Origin of the sequence: Agarivorans sp. 2_MG-2023 (genome assembly GCF_030548085.1) — a bacterium.
GTDB lineage: Bacteria > Pseudomonadota > Gammaproteobacteria > Enterobacterales > Celerinatantimonadaceae > Agarivorans.
Genome location: NZ_JAUORQ010000003.1, coordinates 226,912 through 242,086 on the forward strand (window position 1 = coordinate 226,912; position 15,175 = coordinate 242,086).

The following is a 15,175-nucleotide window of genomic DNA, read 5'->3' on the forward strand; positions in this document are numbered from 1 at the left end:
TTCGCAGGAAGCGAATCATGTCCCCAGTCAGCTTGTCGCCACAGCAACAACTTAAGGAACGGATCCTTGATCAGGTATTGGCATTTTTGCTCCAAGGCGATTGGCAACAAATAGAAATGGGCAATATTGCTAGGCAGTGTGACATTAGCCAAGCAGAACTCAATGAGTGCTTCCCTACCCTGCAATCTATTACCTCTGCGGTAAATAGCCGTTTAACTCAAAACTTTATCCAGCATTTGGATTTAAGCTCACGCGAGAGTTTGCGGCTGACTTGGCTCGACAGTTTAGAGTCCCCTCGGTTTCGCGCCATTGTGCATTTGTTTATTGATGCTTCGCAGCAAAAAAGCGTTGCCTGGCGCTTAGCCAATGTAGGTTGGAGCCAATTTACCAACCATGTTGCTAGCCACTTAGGTTACCAAGCGGTGAACCAAGATTTACCGTGGCTATTGGGCAAATCGATGCTGAAGTTTATTAACCAACGCAGCCGCAGTAGCAGCACCTTAAAAAGTATCGACACTTAGCTTATTGCGGTGCGGCCAAGTCATCGGCGATCAATGAATAAATCGCTGCGTGACAGGGTTGGCCAAAATCAATAACTCGTGACCGGGCTAAGCTTTCGTAATGTGCCCCGGCTTTTTCAGCCACCCGGCGGCTAGCAAAGTTTTGCTCGGCAATCACTAACTCTAAGCGATTAAGCTGCAAGCCATTAAAGGCGTAATCGGCCATTAAACGCACCGCTTCGGTAGCAATACCTTTGCCACTGGCACTGTCTCTTACCCAATAGCCCAAATTAGCTGCGCGGTAATTCCACTCAATACGGTTAATAGCAATAGCACCTAAAAACTGTCCACCTTGATTGGCAAAAATCCCCATATCAAAAGCAATGTTTTTAGCTATCGCCGCTTGGCTTAGTGCTAGCCAAGATCGACTCTCTTCTTCAGGGTAATCCTCTTCCATCCAATCTAACCAGCGGTACCCGCCAGCAGCGGTTTCACGCACGGCCTCGGCATGAGCAATGGCATCTTCTGGTAGGTAAGGTCTAATCAGTATTTGCTGGCCACGCATCATGCTCTCCTAGCTTGGCAAATAACTATAAACATAGGCAGCAAAACCTAACCATGACAAGCCCAGTAACACCCAAGGCAACAAAGATGGCTTAGTATTATCTTTAGCTACGGCTAACTGATCAGCACCAGCGCCTTGCTCCGCATTTTTACTAGATTGCTTTTTACGCTGTTTGTCGGCTTCGCGCATTTTGGCTTTGTGTTGCTTTTTATACTGCTCAATGCCTTTTTGAATACCCGCCGAGATTAATTTGTTTTGCTCTTTAGTTTGGCCAGGGCGTTGGTTCGCCTTGGTTAAGGCGTCTGCCGTTGCTACCACTTCATCAGAGACTTTATTCTTGTTTGCTTTAGCCACATTACCTCCTAAGGTTTTCGATTACTTTGAACCAAACCGCTACATAAGTCTAAAAGATCGCGCAACTATAATAAAACAAAGACTTTTTTCTAGACTAAGCACCTTGATCATTTTTTTATCACGCCCTTCGGCTTACACTAGATGAATTTTTTTGTTCAGGGAGACAAAACGGATGAACACCCCACTACTTGGTGCGCAAATGCTACTGGTTGCATTTGGTGCTACTACCTTGGTACCACTACTAACAGGCATTAGCCCTAACCTCGCCTTATTGGGTGCAGGTATCGGTACGCTAATCTTTCAGTTTTGTACGCGTCGCCAAATTCCTATTTTTCTGGGCAGCTCATTCGCCTTTATCGGACCAATTATTTTAGGTATTCAGCAGTTTGGTTTACCCGCAACTTTAAGCGGCCTAATGGCTGCAGGCCTTATGTTCATTATTATTAGTGCCATTGTAAAAGTACGCGGTGTTAAGGTTATTGAGCGCTTTTTACCGCCGGTAGTGGTTGGCCCAGTGATTATGGTCATTGGTTTAGGCTTAGCCCCGGTTGCTGTAAATATGGCCTTAGGTAAAACTGGCGATGGCTCGGCAGTTTTAGTAGAGCAAGACATCGCCTTACTGATTTCTTTAGCATCGTTGTTTACCACCATTGTGGTGTCTATCTTTGCTAAAGGCATGCTCAAATTAATGCCTATTATCAGTGGTGTAGCTGTGGGTTATGTATTGAGTTTGTTCTTTGGTTTAGTTGATTTTAGTGCCGTAGCTAGTGCCGCATGGTTTGCGATACCAGAATTTGTTACGCCTGAATTCAACTGGCAGGCCATTTTGTTTATCGCGCCTATCGGCTTAATTGTCACCATAGAACACTTTGGCGACATTCTGGCTATTTCTAATGTGACAGGCAAAAACTTTGTGGAAAACCCAGGGATTCACCGCTCATTGTTAGGCGACGGTTTAGCCACCATGACAGCCGCCAGCTTTGGTGCGCCACCGGTAGTAAGTTACGGCGAAGTAACCGGCGCGGTAAGCCTGCTTAAAACCTACAACCCTATCATCATGACTTGGGCAGCAGTATTTGCCATTGGTTTAGCATTTATCGGCAAAACAGGTGCCTTGTTATTGTCTATTCCGGTGCCAGTAATGGGCGGCATTATGTGTCTGCTATTTGGTGCGATTGCAGCAATTGGCTTAAATACCCTGATTAACAAGCAAGTCGATTTGTCTATTCCACGTAACCTTGTAATTGTGTCAGTTACCTTGGTATTTGGTATTGGTGGTATGGCTGTTGGCCTTGGTGAGTTCACTCTTAAAGGTGTTGGCCTGTGTGGCATTGTAGCCATTATTCTTAACTTGGTATTGCCTCACGAAGATAAAGCGGCTAAAGCTAAATAGACTTTATTCAGTACTAAAAAGGCCAGCAACTTGCTGGCCTTTTTTATTACTGATGTAAGGTATTAGCTAAACATCGAGAGATGAGTTTGATTAAAGTTACTTAAGCTTGGGAACAAGTCCAATACTTCACTATCACTCAAACCAAACCAGCGAGCCAAACTGGCAAAATATTGCTCGTTGGCCACTTGTGGGATCATTCTGCCACCACCTACATCGTAAGCACTGTCTAAAGCCTGCTCGATAACCGAACCGTAGATTTCGCCGCCGTTGACTGCGCCACCCATCACCAATTGGTTACCTGCCCAGCCATGGTCAGTACCATCACCATTTGAACTCAAGGTTCGGCCAAAGTCCGACATGGTAAAGGTTGTCACTTGGTTTGATAAACCTAAGGTACTCATAGCGCCATCAAACTCAGCCATGGCTTGTGAAAGCTGCATTAATAAGTTCGGGTGATTCACATTTTGGTCGTCGTGAGTATCAAAGCCGCCCATGCCAACAAAGAATACTTGTCGGCCTACGCCAAACTGCGATTGCACCGACAAGGTCTTAGCTACCGCTAATAGTTGCTTAGAGAGATTGCTGTCGCTGAATACATCAGTAAATTCTGAGGCACTTTCTAACGCAGTATTGAGCTGCTCGGTATTGCCAATTGAGGTATCCAATTTGTCACTGTAGCTTTTGGCTAAAGGATGGCTTGCTTGGCTAAACATTTGCTCAAGTTGCTGGCGCAGCGCTTGGGTACGCTGAGAGCTACTGTTGTAGGCATTAACGCGTGTAATACCTGATTTATTCATAGCAAAAGGAATCGCGTTAGGGCCGGTTTGCCACAGGTTATTACCCGACAACGAGATGTTAGAACCAAAATTATTATTTTGATTAAGCATCTCTAAAACACGTCCGCCCCAGCCATAGTTAATACTTTCTTTCTCGCGCCCCTGCATCCACGTTGATTGCTGGTCATTATGTGAGAACAAGTTATTAGGAATAGCCGCACTTTTTGCTTTGTATTGATCCAAGGTGATCGGGGCCACTAAGCTACCCACCCCAGAAACCACCGCCAAGTTTTGCGCATTAAATAGCGGCGCTATTGGCGAAAGCGCGGGGTTAAGGCCTATTCCACCGTCTACCGCGGTAGTCGGGTTAATCGCAATAGCGTCACTTACCGCTAAGTTTTGGCGACTATTTAAATAGGCATCGAGCGGATCACCACTTTGAGGGATCAGCATATTAAAGGAGTCATTACCTCCTTTGAGAAAAATACACACCAACGCTTTAAAGTCGCCAGCGCTAGCGGCTGGTGTTGCCAAGCTCGTCATTGCTTTTAGCTGCATGCTGGTAAGCGCAGCCATTGATACGCCGCCTTTTAGGCACAGCGACAGAAACTCTCGCCTGTTTTTATAATTCATCTCAGGCTCCTATAGCTGAATGACGTAGTCGGGTGAAACCGACACGGTAAATAACAAAAGTGCCACTTGGTGGTATAAACCCCAATCAGCATAAATATCTTGTACTTCACGCAAGGTATGTCGCTGTGCCGTACTCATACTACCGCTATAAAACAGGGTATCGTAATAGTCGAGTAAGGCTTCTAAACCTTGTAGTTCCAGTATATCTGCATGATTTTGCATACTAAGCAAAATGCGTTTATCACTTGGCTCAGTAATCACCTCTTTAATATTCCATAAGAAGTTGCTGTATTGGTTATTAAACTGGCCAATTAACGCGGCATCGTTAGCAATTTGTAACTCTGGTGCCACTATTCCTAATTCCAACAAATCAGCAGGCTGATAATCAGGTCTAAAGAAATTAAATACCGAAGGAGAACCAAGAGGTGTTTGACCATGACTGTCGTTTAACGACCAAGTAAAGTACAAATTGGCAGGGCTGTTGGCATCTAGCTCACGCCAAAACTGTACAGTACGTAACAAAGGCTCACGCACTTTGCCGTAATAGTTTAATACTCCAGAGGTTTGCCTTGCTTCTTCATCCAATAATATCGCGCTAACAACGGCTCCTAAATCGCCTCGCACACCACTGCCGTTGTCGTCAAAAACATTGGCAATACGCTCTACGTATTGTGGCGTTGGGTTAGAAGTGACCAAACGTTGGATTAATTGCTTACCAATAAATGGACCAACATTAGCGTGGTTAAACAAATTGTCTAATGCCGCGCTAAGATCATCCTCAGCGGATTGACCACCAGCCAATACTTCTCCATTTAACAAGACCTTTTCTTTTTCTGAGTGGTAATCAGAATAGGCTTCCATGGGAATGGTGAAGTTACGGCTTGGTCGCTTCCAGCGGGCACTCGCGCCAAAGGTCCAGCCAGTAAATACTCTGGCAAAACCTTCAATTTGATCTTGGCCGTAAGTGGCAATGGTGTTGCCTTCACCGTCAAGTTTAGGGCTACCATCTTGGTTCAACTCAGCTAAACCAATGGTGAACAACTGCATCACTTCACGGGCATAGTTTTCATCTGGACGAATGTTTAAAGCTTCATCGGCTTTCTCATTCCCCAAATGGCTTAAATACGTCCCCATTACTGGCGATAGCGTTACTTCTTCCAGTAGTTCTCGGTAATTACCAAAAGCATGTTTTAACAATATGTCTTGGTACTGCGCCATGCCCTCAGGCTCGCCGCGCAAGGCATTGTTACTGTCAGACACCACTAAAATTTCGCTCAAGGCAAATGCCACTCGCTGGCGCAATTGGTCCGGGGCATTCAGCGATGCTTTCCACCATGCGTCAATGCGATTGATTTGGTTTGGTTCGTCTCTATCGGGATAGTTTTGAACTAAGGGTAAATGCTCGGTGATTGGCAGCTGCATTTGCTCGCTTAACCATTCTTCCTCACTAACTCCTGTAGCGTGAGTTATTTCGCTACCTTTTGGCCCAAGCGTGGCTTGATGTAGCAAACGTGCGGCTTGTGCCGAGCTCATCGCCCGTTTCACTTCAAAGCTTAATTGCTGGCGAGTCACCTGTTGTTGGTCGTTAGTAATAGCAACTTCAAAAGTGTAACTATCGGCCGCTAACTCGGCGTTGCTGGCAGGTGTAATAGGTAACTCTAAGCTGTCGGTTTGCTCAAAACTAATGATAGGCCCAGCAACTTGGCGCCATTCAATTTTGTTAATGGTACCTACGCCAGAAGCTTTAGCGCGCAAAGTAACTGGTTGGCCTTTACGTGCGGTTTGGCTTAGCTCTACTTCAACACTGGGATTTTGCGGTTGGCTTGGGCTTGACTCATCTCCCCCACCTCCACCACAAGCAAACAGCGACAGAAATAAAGCGATAGTAACTAGATTTCGCATTAATACGTCCATGTTCTAATTGACAAAAAAGTAGATTCTCTTGATTTGACTCATACAAATCAACAACTTGCTAACATGTGGTTTCCTTGCCCCTGTTAGCCAAGCTTTACACTAGCAGATTTGCCTCTTAATAAATGTGCTCAGAGGACAAGTTAACAACACGCTAACAAAATGCGGTACATTTAGGTATTGAGGCGCACACTCTTCGTTAAGGAAAGCCATGAATCTCGCCGACTTCGATTTAAACCTTTTGAAGACCTTGTTGGTATTACTACAAGAAAAAAACACCCGTAAAGCCGCTGAACGCTTAGGTGTAAGCCAAGCAGCAGTTAGCCGAGCACTAGCAAAAATACGCGGTAGTTTTGACGACCCCTTATTTGTGCGCCAAGCGCGAGGCTTAAAACTCACCGATAAAGCCGTTGAACTAGAACAGCAGCTCCCTAAGATATTGGGTTTGTTAGAGGCTACTTTACAAGGCGATGAGTTTAACCCTGCGACACTCACCGGACGCTTTCGTTTAGCGATAAATAGCTATTTGTCTGAAAGCCATGGGCTTAAAATTGCTCTGGCGATCATGCAAGATGCGCCTAACATTGAATTTGAGTTATATAGCTACAGCCCGGCCACAGAAAGCCAACTGATCAACCAAGAGTTAGATGCGGGAATTAGCTTTTACCCCATTGAAGTCTCAAAAGAGCTGCGCCAGATCCCGGTTGCCAAAGCCATTGTTGGCGGAATATGTAATGCCAGCCACCAACTGGCAGGTAGCACCATTAAGCTAAACCAGTTACTTGATTATCCATTAGCAGGGATGATTTTACCCGGATACAACAACCAGTTTATGCAAATCCAGCAGTTGTTTACTGAGGGTGTAAAACTGCAGCCCAAATTCCGAAGCCAGCAATTAAGTAATATTTTGAAATATACCTCACAAACCAATGCAGTATGTGTAGCGCCGCACACCACTATGGAAGGCCTAGCTAAAGATGACTATGCCTTTATTCACTTTGAAGATCCTGAGCAGCGCTTAAACCTAGATATTTCGCTGAACTTCAGTAACAACCAGCATCGTAGCGCTAAATATTTGTGGTTAGAAAAAGTAGTAAAAAGCTGTTTTTCATCGGCTAACTCACCGCAATAAACCCTAAACAAGTTGTTGGGCAATCTCTAAAGTTTGTGTTGCACTGGCATCAGGTAACTTTTCAGACAGCCTTTCTGCAGCCACTATTGGCGTCCAAGTGCTGAGTTGATGGTTATTGGTGGAACACAATTGATGATAGTGCTGCTGGTAAGCGGCTAAAAATTGTTGTTTCTTCAATTGGTAGGCTTGCTGCTCAACTTGGCTGCCGGCTATTTGGCTAGTGGAAATCAACAACACAGTTCGCGCTACGTCGCTAATTGGCTGCCCCTGAGTCGCGTCTACCCAATCAATAGTCACCGGTCCATTGCTCGACAACAGTACATTGGCAGGATGAAAATCGCCATGACATAAGCGGCTATCCAAGGCTTGCAGGTTAAGCTGGTTAATCGCCTTTAGCTTGAGAGGCTCTGCGATATTAGAGCGCTGAATCTTTAAAGCCAAACGCTGTGCTGTGGTGTCCAAAGGCTGAGCCTGACAGCGATGAATATCAGCATGCAAACCAGCAAATAGCTCACCCATAGGCACAATGTCATTAGGGTGCTTGAGCAAGTAGCTATCTAAGCTTGGCCCTAAACACCTTTCAAATATCAGCGCTGGGCGAGATTCCACCTCCAGTACATCAATCACCTTTGGCGTAGTCAGGCCTTGCTGATAAGCAAACAGAGCTTTCGCCGCCTCATTCTCGGCTTCATCTTCCGGATACCCCGAAAAATACACTTTCAGCACCTTGCTATCTTCAAAGGCAAATACCTCGGCCGTATTCCCTGTGGCAATTCGGCTCAATGTACTTAAGTTGATCAATCTGCCTCTAATCACATTAAATCTTCAATAAAACTGTTCACCAAACACTAGGCTTTTATTAAAGAAGTAACGGTGAATTTTTTACGCTTTGACGCAATCCCCAACATACATAAACCAAACAGTGCAGCACTCACCGGCTCTGTAACCTTTACTACGTTTAAAGATAGCTGGTAACTTAGTCGTTCTTGTCCAACATATTCCTCCCAGCCAGGAAAAATATCAGCCGACCTGCCCGTTGCTTGAAAACGAAACAAACGTTGGTCAGATGCGCCTAAATCTAGACCTGAGTGCGTACGATCCCTAGGTCCATATATTTCGCTGTTAAGATCATCAAAAGTGTATTGAACAACTAGAGAATTATGACCTCCTTCGACTAAGGCTTCTTGGCCCAAAATACTAAAGTTTATACTGCTGATTTTGTAATTACTTTCAAGCTCGAATAGTACATCGAAGATATCGCCATCGTCATAAGCCAGTGAAGAATAATCAAAGCCTTCGGGACGTAAACGCCCATAACCAATAAACTCCAAGTAAGCATCGTATTCAGCATCCAACTTAGTTATCGCTGAAGTAGCAAATGTCCCCGTAACTACATTTATGCCTTGTCCTAGCTGTAAAGTGCTTAACTGCTGCCTATTAAAATGACCATCTAACGCTTCGTCATAGTGCAACACCCCAGCATTTGCCGACCCCATAACAACAAATAATAACAATCCCAGTATCTTTCTCATTACACAATCCTTGTAGTAAATAATTGTTTTGCTTAGCCATAGGCCAGCTAAAGTAAAAACTCTATCAACTATTTACATAATTATTATTAAGGAAGATCAATAAGACAGGACTTAAGTTGGAAACTTAGCCTTAGTGAATTTACGCCAATAGACACTAAGGCTGAGCTAATTAGTTAGTGTGAGAGCTACACCCACAACAGCACTACGCAGCCAGCGGTAAGAAAAGACATAGTGAAGTTAAATCGCTGCCTAGCAATAGGCGCGCTTAACCAGCGAGAGATGAACTTACCAAAACTCACCCATATTGAGCCCGTAACCGGATTAACTAAAAAGAAAGTTAATACTAAGGCCCAAATTGATTCCCAATAAGCCTCGCCCGGAATTGCAAAGCTGGCGACTGCAGAAGATGTCATCATCCACGCTTTAGGATTTAAATACTGAAAGCCCAATGATTCGAAAAAGCTCAGCGGTTTAGCCATTTCTTGTTTGGCCAGTTTGCTTTGACGCAAAATACGTAAGGCAAGATAAAGCAAATAGGCGCTGCCCAAGATTTTTAAAGCTAAATGTACGCTGGGGTATTGCTGAAAAACCCAACTTAAGCCTAATCCCATCAGCAATATCATGGTGGCAATTCCTGTTGGGATCCCCGCCATCTGAGGCACCGAACGCTTATAACCAAAGTTGGCACCAGAAAAAGTTAGCAGCATGTTGTTAGGCCCAGGAGTACCAGCCATTACTACCCCAAACAAAATCATTGATGAAAACAACGCAATATCCATATCTACTCCTCCAAAAAATTGTATCGATACAAAATAGCAAAAAACGTAAAAAACCGTCTACAACTCACAATATTCACGCTAATATACTGTGTAGAAGAGATCAAAAGGTTTATTGTCATGATGACAATTTGGCAAGAATTAGAAATCAAAGGCAACAAAGCCGCTCAAATTGTGGAGCAAATCAGAACACAGGTTGAGCAGCAACACCTACAGGCTGGCGATAAACTTCCGCCACAGCGGCATCTCGCCGAGCACTTAGCGGTCACCGTAGGCACTATTAGCCGAGCCTATGCTCAGGCAGAGCAACAGGGTTTAATTGAATCAAAAACCGGTAGCGGCAGTTACGTAAAAAGTCCCACCAATTATCAACAACAATGGGGAAGCTTAAAGGGCAATAGCCAACATATTGAGTTATGGCAAAACACCGCGTTTACTCAATCACGCGCCCAACACTTAACACCCTTACTGCAAAGCTACAGCCTCGCGGGCGATCAGCTCGATACGCTGTTAGATAACGACCACAGCCAAAACTTGCCCAGCCAACGAGAAGCGGTTTGCCAATGGCTAAACCAGCAAGGCGGCCACTTTAAGCCTGAGCAACTGTTTTTTAGCTACGGCGCTCAACACGGTTTAAATCTATGTTTAATCGCCATGGAGTTAGTAGGCGAACGGTTACTGTGTGAGGCCTTGTGTTACCCCGGCTTAATTACCTTAGCTAAACAGCTAAAAATAGAGCTAAAAGGTGTAACCTTAGATGATGACGGCATTTGCCCCAACAGCCTGCTTAATCACATTGAAAAATACCACCCTAAAGCCTTGTACCTCACCCCTACGCTGCAAAACCCCACCACAGCCATTATGTCGCAGCAACGCCGCCAGCAAATTATTGATATTTGCCAACAACACCAAGTGATTATTATTGAAGACGATGTATGTGGTTTACTGCCCGACCAACGCCCTAAAGCTTTTGTAGAACTGGCACCAGAGCAAGTGATTTACCTAAACAGCTTTTCCAAAGGTGCTTTTAAAGGTTTACGTTTTGCCTACTTACACGCCCCGCAGCACCTTCAAGTTGCCATAAACAGCGCAATTAGAGGCAGCACATGGAACATTAGCCCACTGCTGGTTGATGTAGCCATTCAATGGATTCAAGCCGGATTAGCCGATAAGGCGCTGCTTGAACAGCGCAGATTAGTAGGCCAACGCGCCCAATTGCTGCATCACTATATGGCGGGTTTAGATTACACCTACCAAGAAGGTGGCTTGCATTGCTGGCTGCGTTTACCTGCCAGTTGGCGTTGTGCACAGTTTGTAGAAGCAGCGCAACAGCAAGGAGTTGAAGTGGCTTCGGCCGAACACTTTGTGGTAGACAATCAAGCCAGCCCTAATGCGGTAAGGATCTCGCTAGGACAAGCCGAATCGAACCAACAACTCGACCAAGGTTTAGCCATTTTAGCTAAGTTGCTAAAAACAGCGCCGCAACCCAGCCAGCAGATTATTTAGGCTACCGAAGGTGAACTGTTTTTGCAGACTCTTAAAACGTTTATACCCGTTCCGAGTTATAAAGCTATCATGTAGAGTGATTGCTTTTTCATACCAATACAATAACGCCCCAAATATATGGGGCGTGAGCGGAGCAATTAGGTACTTAGAATAAACCCAGCCTCTACCATTTTGTCTATGATTTTGCTTATGCCAGAATATAAGCCTTTAGGGGGAGATAAGTTTGTTTCGTCTTCTAGTTCGTCGTTTACTTTCTTTTCATACTCTAAAGCTGTTGGGATAAGCTTAATGAGTTCTTCGCTTGATAGTCCCTCCCTAAGTTTCGAGTATTCGACTTTGGAAAATGTTTGGGTCGTACTTGTTGGGTGTTTTCTATTTTGAAATAGCTTCTCTTTGAACTCGGCATCCTTACCACTTATATCTGCAAGATGACACATTTGCCAAAGCTCAAAGCATGGGTTTGTTATAGCGATTTCTATCCCTTTCTGCTTACAGAGCTTTAGTGCGTCTTGCGTTCCTCTATTATGTGTACCAGTAAAGTGATGGTCTGTATCTATTACGATAAACCCTGCGTGGCTAGTTGTTTTCTTTAAGTTGATACTCTTTGAGTCCAAGTGCTCAACAAGATCCCCAACAACTTTATCCGGTGCGGAACCTTGGGCACTTTTAGGCACAGGAAAAAGGATTACGAGATTTCTAAATCGCTTACTAATAGAGCTTGCTAGCGCTTCAAAATAATCCTTTTCGGCTTTCTCGCCCTCATATGCAACATGGATAATTATAGGGTCTATTTTTTGAGCTTTGACTTTTCTTGCGTATTGACTACCGCTTCCTATTCCACGAGCTGATTCTTTTTTTAACGGTGGTGGCATTATTAATCTCGCTCGTAGTCGGTCATGATGAAAGGAACAGCACCATAGGTTCCACTTAAATATGCCTTTCTTAAATCCTTATCAAAACGTTCGTTATAGTCGTTGAGTGAATACAAAATAGAGGATTGATCATCTTCCTTTTGTACAAACCAGATTTCATCTCTTCTCAATAGTTCATTATCAAGTAAGTTAGATTCGTGTGTAGTTACAATGAGCTGGTCTTCGTCATGTGTAGCACCGCCATTGAAAAATAGGCTTATGAGATCTTTTGATATATTCGGATGTAAACTGCGATCAAATTCGTCAATGACATAGACTTTACCAGCCTCTGGAGTGTTCCTACGCCTAGAGCTTATTGCTGGTAGCAAATCTAATAGGCGGCACGTTCCATCTGATTCTTCTTCAAGATCAAATGTAACGGTTTTAGATTCGGATATTTTTCTCGACGTAACAACTTTGGATATCAACAAGTTGTCTGATTTATCGTATTCAAAACCGTACCTAACTCCTTTATATTCCATAGGGACGAAGTTTCGAGCTTTTAATTTTTGCTCCGCTGCCTCAACCATAGCGTCTGGGAGTGAATTGGGGTCAACTTCTTCAGAAGATACGCCAGATACACCAGTATCGAATCTATTTAATAGTTCCGCATATTCTGGCTTTTCATCATTATGCTCTCGAACGTCTCTTGTAATTCCTCCGTATGAAGTATCAGGGAAGATTACAGTAAGTTTATATTTGAAGAAATAGAACATTGGTGTCACAAGGTGACGAATCAACGGGATCTTTTTTTCTAGGTTTTTATCTATTGCCTCACTAATAAATAAAGAGTTATTAGCAGTGTACTTAATTAAAAGTAAGAACTCTGAAATTTGAGCTTCATTGAATTTGTCTTGTTCGCTTGGGTCTTCCGGTCCAACAAATATGAACTCGTCGATTTGTGATGTAATCTCGTATGAATCACTATGGCTATCATAAGTTCTTTCGTAGATGCAAACTTGTTTCTTGTTAGAAAGAAGGTACAAGTATTCATTTGTTACGTTTTCTTTATCTAAGGAAAAACCGTATCCATAGCGTTCATCAAACGATGTAAATTCAATATAGAACTTCGACTCTTCGTTAATAGTTTCGGTTAACTTGAAAGGTTCTGATTTGATCCCGTTTTGTGCTTTATGGCTGGTAAGTACACTGTTTTGAACGAACTTTAATGCTTTTACTAGGTTAGACTTACCTGAAGCATTTGCACCATACACAACCCCACCTTTAAGAACAGAAAGTTGTTTTTCTTTTGATACTGGTCTTGCTACGTGGTGTGAGTACCTACGTAACCTTGGGGCAGTCCTCATATCGAGGGCTATTTCCTCTTTGATTGATCTAAAGTTTTCAGCTGAGAAATAAACAAGCATGATAAAGCCTTCAAGTGAAATTTTCACCTTAAGTATACATTCATTATCAATTTGTATTGAAAAAACAATGCAAATTTTAGCTTAAGGTCGAAAGTTACGTGTTTAATTTTGTTTCAATTTAGGCTTGAGACTGGTTTCAGTCTGACTCTAGCTTGTGATGCTTATCCGCTTACTTTACAAACGTACTGTTGGAATAAATAGCTAAAATTAACACATGGCTATTTGACGACGTTTATCTACCCGGTATTTGATTTTTAGGTTATCAATTTTGCTCTAAGGACATAGGCAGTTTGGCTGATTATCAGCTTGTTCAAAGTGCTAACTCATAAATGTCCAGAGGCGTTTCAGCGAGCGTCGTAACTCGCCTTTGCCCCATTGCGTGTTAAGAAAGCCAGCACAAAGACTAACTAAACACCCAGCTCTTGCTGTTTCCATGTATCCGTATGACTGATCCATCTTTCGCGCAGGCTTGTAAGGCACAGAATCAGCCAACCATATGATTGAACCCCACCATTGGAGGTGTTAACTTTTAGGTTCATTAGTGGATATGTGCGAAAGATTAGACAATTGCTGGTTACAAAAAATGAAGACGTTTAACTTAGAAGGGCCAACCTGGGCTTTTTTTACTCCTGAGCAAATGTTCGGGGAAGAAGCCAAGCTAAGGGCAGCGCATAAACATTATATAAATGCGGACCTTTACATGCTAACCAAGATGAACAAGGTTTTTTTTGACACTAAGAAAACGAGAGTTACTCGTGATGGTAGTTTGTCTATGGTCTTGCATGTAGGCAACCAAGAAAAAAAAGAATTTGATAAGATTAAATTGAAATTTCCTCTTATTATTTCAACGTATACCATTCCAAGTGTTAAAGAAACATTCTCATCAATGAAAGAGTGCTTTGCCACGTTGCTTTATCGTCAATATGTACCAAGGTCTGACAGAAAAAAAACAGTTGTAAAAATCGCAAAAGGTTTGCATAGAAGAGGAATTCTGACTGACAAGGCCTTATTCAAAGTTCTCATGTTAGTCTACTCAACCGAAATTAAGTTTGAGCATAAAACCCCCTATGAAGTTAGTGTTTACGACCCAATCATTGAATGTACAACTGATAACGAGAAAGCAAAATTAGCACGTCAGAAAAACCCTAGGCGCTATGAGTTAAACGATGCCAATTGGGATCTCGAAAAGAAAAAAGAAGTAAACTTTGATGAATTACCGGGTTTCAACGAAACGTACAATGCTACATTTATGGTAGATCAAGTTGTCAATTTGTTAGATGTAGATGTTGGCGGTCAAGAAGTAATTTACATAGGCAAAACAGAGCAAGATGATTTTAATAGACTGTCTGCTCACAATAAACTCAACAAATTAAATGCGTTACATTTGAGAGATGAGTACAAGTCAAATGTAGTGCACCTGTTAGGTTTTAAACATTATGAGACCATTGGCTTTTCAAATAGAAATTCTAACATCAAAAATTCTGATGCAATTTCTACGGCAGAAGCTTGTTTGATAAACTATTTCAAACCACGCGATAATACACATTATGTTGATGATTCTGGCGCAGATGGATGGAAGCATCGAAAGGTGCTAAAAAAGAAAAAGTATACAAACATCAAAGTCTTGCTGGATATTGATGGTCAGTATACAAAGTTTTATACAAAGCACTTAGGTCATCAAGGGAAAAATTCACACGACTTTGAGTTTCGCATATAAACAAACCAAGTACGCTCCGTTCTCCGCTTATCGGAAGCGTTAGTCTCCGCTTTCCTAACTCATTTCTGTCCATTATCGAGTTACGCCCTAGATGTGAACCAA

The 15,175-nt window shown here is 43.1% G+C and carries 14 protein-coding genes; 5 read left to right on the forward strand and 9 right to left on the reverse strand.

What is annotated here, in order from left to right; translation table 11 throughout:
• The first annotated feature begins 17 nt into the window (after positions 1-17).
• Complete coding sequence (locus Q4549_RS06110) at positions 18-521, forward strand: hypothetical protein (RefSeq protein WP_303550186.1); 504 nt, start codon at positions 18-20, stop codon at positions 519-521.
• A gap of 1 nt (position 522) precedes the next feature.
• Here the strand turns inward: Q4549_RS06110 and Q4549_RS06115 are convergent, their stop codons facing one another.
• On the reverse strand, positions 523-1,068 hold the full coding sequence (locus tag Q4549_RS06115) for a GNAT family N-acetyltransferase (RefSeq protein WP_303510659.1): 546 nt from the start codon (positions 1,066-1,068) through the stop codon (positions 523-525).
• Positions 1,069-1,074: 6 nt separating this feature from the next.
• The gene (locus Q4549_RS06120) at positions 1,075-1,419 is read right to left on the reverse strand and encodes a DUF2956 domain-containing protein (protein ID WP_303550189.1); all 345 of its coding nucleotides are present in this window, start codon (positions 1,417-1,419) and stop codon (positions 1,075-1,077) included.
• A gap of 172 nt (positions 1,420-1,591) precedes the next feature.
• Between Q4549_RS06120 and Q4549_RS06125 the strand changes: the two genes are divergently transcribed.
• A complete protein-coding gene (locus Q4549_RS06125) occupies positions 1,592-2,812 on the forward strand; it encodes a uracil-xanthine permease family protein (RefSeq protein ID WP_137671794.1) in 1,221 nt (406 codons plus the stop codon).
• A gap of 62 nt (positions 2,813-2,874) precedes the next feature.
• Here the strand turns inward: Q4549_RS06125 and Q4549_RS06130 are convergent, their stop codons facing one another.
• Positions 2,875-4,221 carry a DUF1501 domain-containing protein gene (locus Q4549_RS06130; protein WP_303550192.1) on the reverse strand — a complete coding sequence of 449 codons (1,347 nt, stop codon included), beginning with the start codon at positions 4,219-4,221 and terminating at the stop codon, positions 2,875-2,877.
• A 9-nt stretch (positions 4,222-4,230) separates the two neighbouring features.
• Positions 4,231-6,123, reverse strand: coding sequence for a DUF1800 family protein (locus tag Q4549_RS06135; RefSeq protein ID WP_303550195.1), 1,893 nt, complete (start codon positions 6,121-6,123; stop codon positions 4,231-4,233).
• Positions 6,124-6,343: 220 nt separating this feature from the next.
• Here Q4549_RS06135 and Q4549_RS06140 point away from each other — a divergent pair, with 220 nt between their 5' ends.
• On the forward strand, positions 6,344-7,264 hold the full coding sequence (locus tag Q4549_RS06140) for a LysR family transcriptional regulator (protein ID WP_303510644.1): 921 nt from the start codon (positions 6,344-6,346) through the stop codon (positions 7,262-7,264).
• Positions 7,265-7,267: 3 nt separating this feature from the next.
• Here the strand turns inward: Q4549_RS06140 and Q4549_RS06145 are convergent, their stop codons facing one another.
• The 3 genes from Q4549_RS06145 to Q4549_RS06155 form a co-directional block, all read right to left on the reverse strand.
• On the reverse strand, positions 7,268-8,080 hold the full coding sequence (locus tag Q4549_RS06145; protein WP_303550198.1) for a phosphotransferase: 813 nt from the start codon (positions 8,078-8,080) through the stop codon (positions 7,268-7,270).
• 32 nt (positions 8,081-8,112) lie between these two features.
• On the reverse strand, positions 8,113-8,796 hold the full coding sequence (locus tag Q4549_RS06150; RefSeq protein WP_303550201.1) for a hypothetical protein: 684 nt from the start codon (positions 8,794-8,796) through the stop codon (positions 8,113-8,115).
• Positions 8,797-8,981: 185 nt separating this feature from the next.
• Positions 8,982-9,575: a LysE family translocator gene (locus tag Q4549_RS06155; protein ID WP_303510636.1), complete on the reverse strand. Its 594-nt coding sequence runs from the start codon at positions 9,573-9,575 to the stop codon at positions 8,982-8,984.
• 117 nt (positions 9,576-9,692) lie between these two features.
• Here Q4549_RS06155 and Q4549_RS06160 point away from each other — a divergent pair, with 117 nt between their 5' ends.
• The gene (locus tag Q4549_RS06160; RefSeq protein WP_303550204.1) at positions 9,693-11,078 is read left to right on the forward strand and encodes a PLP-dependent aminotransferase family protein; all 1,386 of its coding nucleotides are present in this window, start codon (positions 9,693-9,695) and stop codon (positions 11,076-11,078) included.
• A 137-nt stretch (positions 11,079-11,215) separates the two neighbouring features.
• On the opposite strand, the gene Q4549_RS06165 is transcribed toward Q4549_RS06160, so the two are convergent.
• Positions 11,216-11,950 carry an RloB family protein gene (locus Q4549_RS06165; RefSeq protein ID WP_303550207.1) on the reverse strand — a complete coding sequence of 245 codons (735 nt, stop codon included), beginning with the start codon at positions 11,948-11,950 and terminating at the stop codon, positions 11,216-11,218.
• Positions 11,951-11,952: 2 nt separating this feature from the next.
• Complete coding sequence (locus tag Q4549_RS06170) at positions 11,953-13,383, reverse strand: ATP/GTP-binding protein (RefSeq protein ID WP_303550210.1); 1,431 nt, start codon at positions 13,381-13,383, stop codon at positions 11,953-11,955.
• Positions 13,384-13,939: 556 nt separating this feature from the next.
• Between Q4549_RS06170 and Q4549_RS06175 the strand changes: the two genes are divergently transcribed.
• The gene (locus tag Q4549_RS06175) at positions 13,940-15,073 is read left to right on the forward strand and encodes a hypothetical protein (RefSeq protein WP_303550213.1); all 1,134 of its coding nucleotides are present in this window, start codon (positions 13,940-13,942) and stop codon (positions 15,071-15,073) included.
• Positions 15,074-15,175 lie beyond the last annotated feature (102 nt).

What these genes read in the sequence shown, in the direction of transcription:
- Q4549_RS06110 (WP_303550186.1), top strand. Translation starts at nt 18, where the DNA reads ATGTCCCCAGTCAGCTTGTCGCCACAGCAACAACTTAAGGAACGGATC.
- Q4549_RS06115 (WP_303510659.1), bottom strand. Translation starts at nt 1,068, where the DNA reads ATGATGCGTGGCCAGCAAATACTGATTAGACCTTACCTACCAGAAGAT.
- Q4549_RS06125 (WP_137671794.1), top strand. Translation starts at nt 1,592, where the DNA reads ATGAACACCCCACTACTTGGTGCGCAAATGCTACTGGTTGCATTTGGT.
- Q4549_RS06130 (WP_303550192.1), bottom strand. Translation starts at nt 4,221, where the DNA reads ATGAATTATAAAAACAGGCGAGAGTTTCTGTCGCTGTGCCTAAAAGGC.
- Q4549_RS06135 (WP_303550195.1), bottom strand. Translation starts at nt 6,123, where the DNA reads ATGCGAAATCTAGTTACTATCGCTTTATTTCTGTCGCTGTTTGCTTGT.
- Q4549_RS06140 (WP_303510644.1), top strand. Translation starts at nt 6,344, where the DNA reads ATGAATCTCGCCGACTTCGATTTAAACCTTTTGAAGACCTTGTTGGTA.
- Q4549_RS06150 (WP_303550201.1), bottom strand. Translation starts at nt 8,796, where the DNA reads ATGAGAAAGATACTGGGATTGTTATTATTTGTTGTTATGGGGTCGGCA.
- Q4549_RS06155 (WP_303510636.1), bottom strand. Translation starts at nt 9,575, where the DNA reads ATGGATATTGCGTTGTTTTCATCAATGATTTTGTTTGGGGTAGTAATG.
- Q4549_RS06160 (WP_303550204.1), top strand. Translation starts at nt 9,693, where the DNA reads ATGATGACAATTTGGCAAGAATTAGAAATCAAAGGCAACAAAGCCGCT.
- Q4549_RS06165 (WP_303550207.1), bottom strand. Translation starts at nt 11,950, where the DNA reads ATGCCACCACCGTTAAAAAAAGAATCAGCTCGTGGAATAGGAAGCGGT.
- Q4549_RS06175 (WP_303550213.1), top strand. Translation starts at nt 13,940, where the DNA reads ATGAAGACGTTTAACTTAGAAGGGCCAACCTGGGCTTTTTTTACTCCT.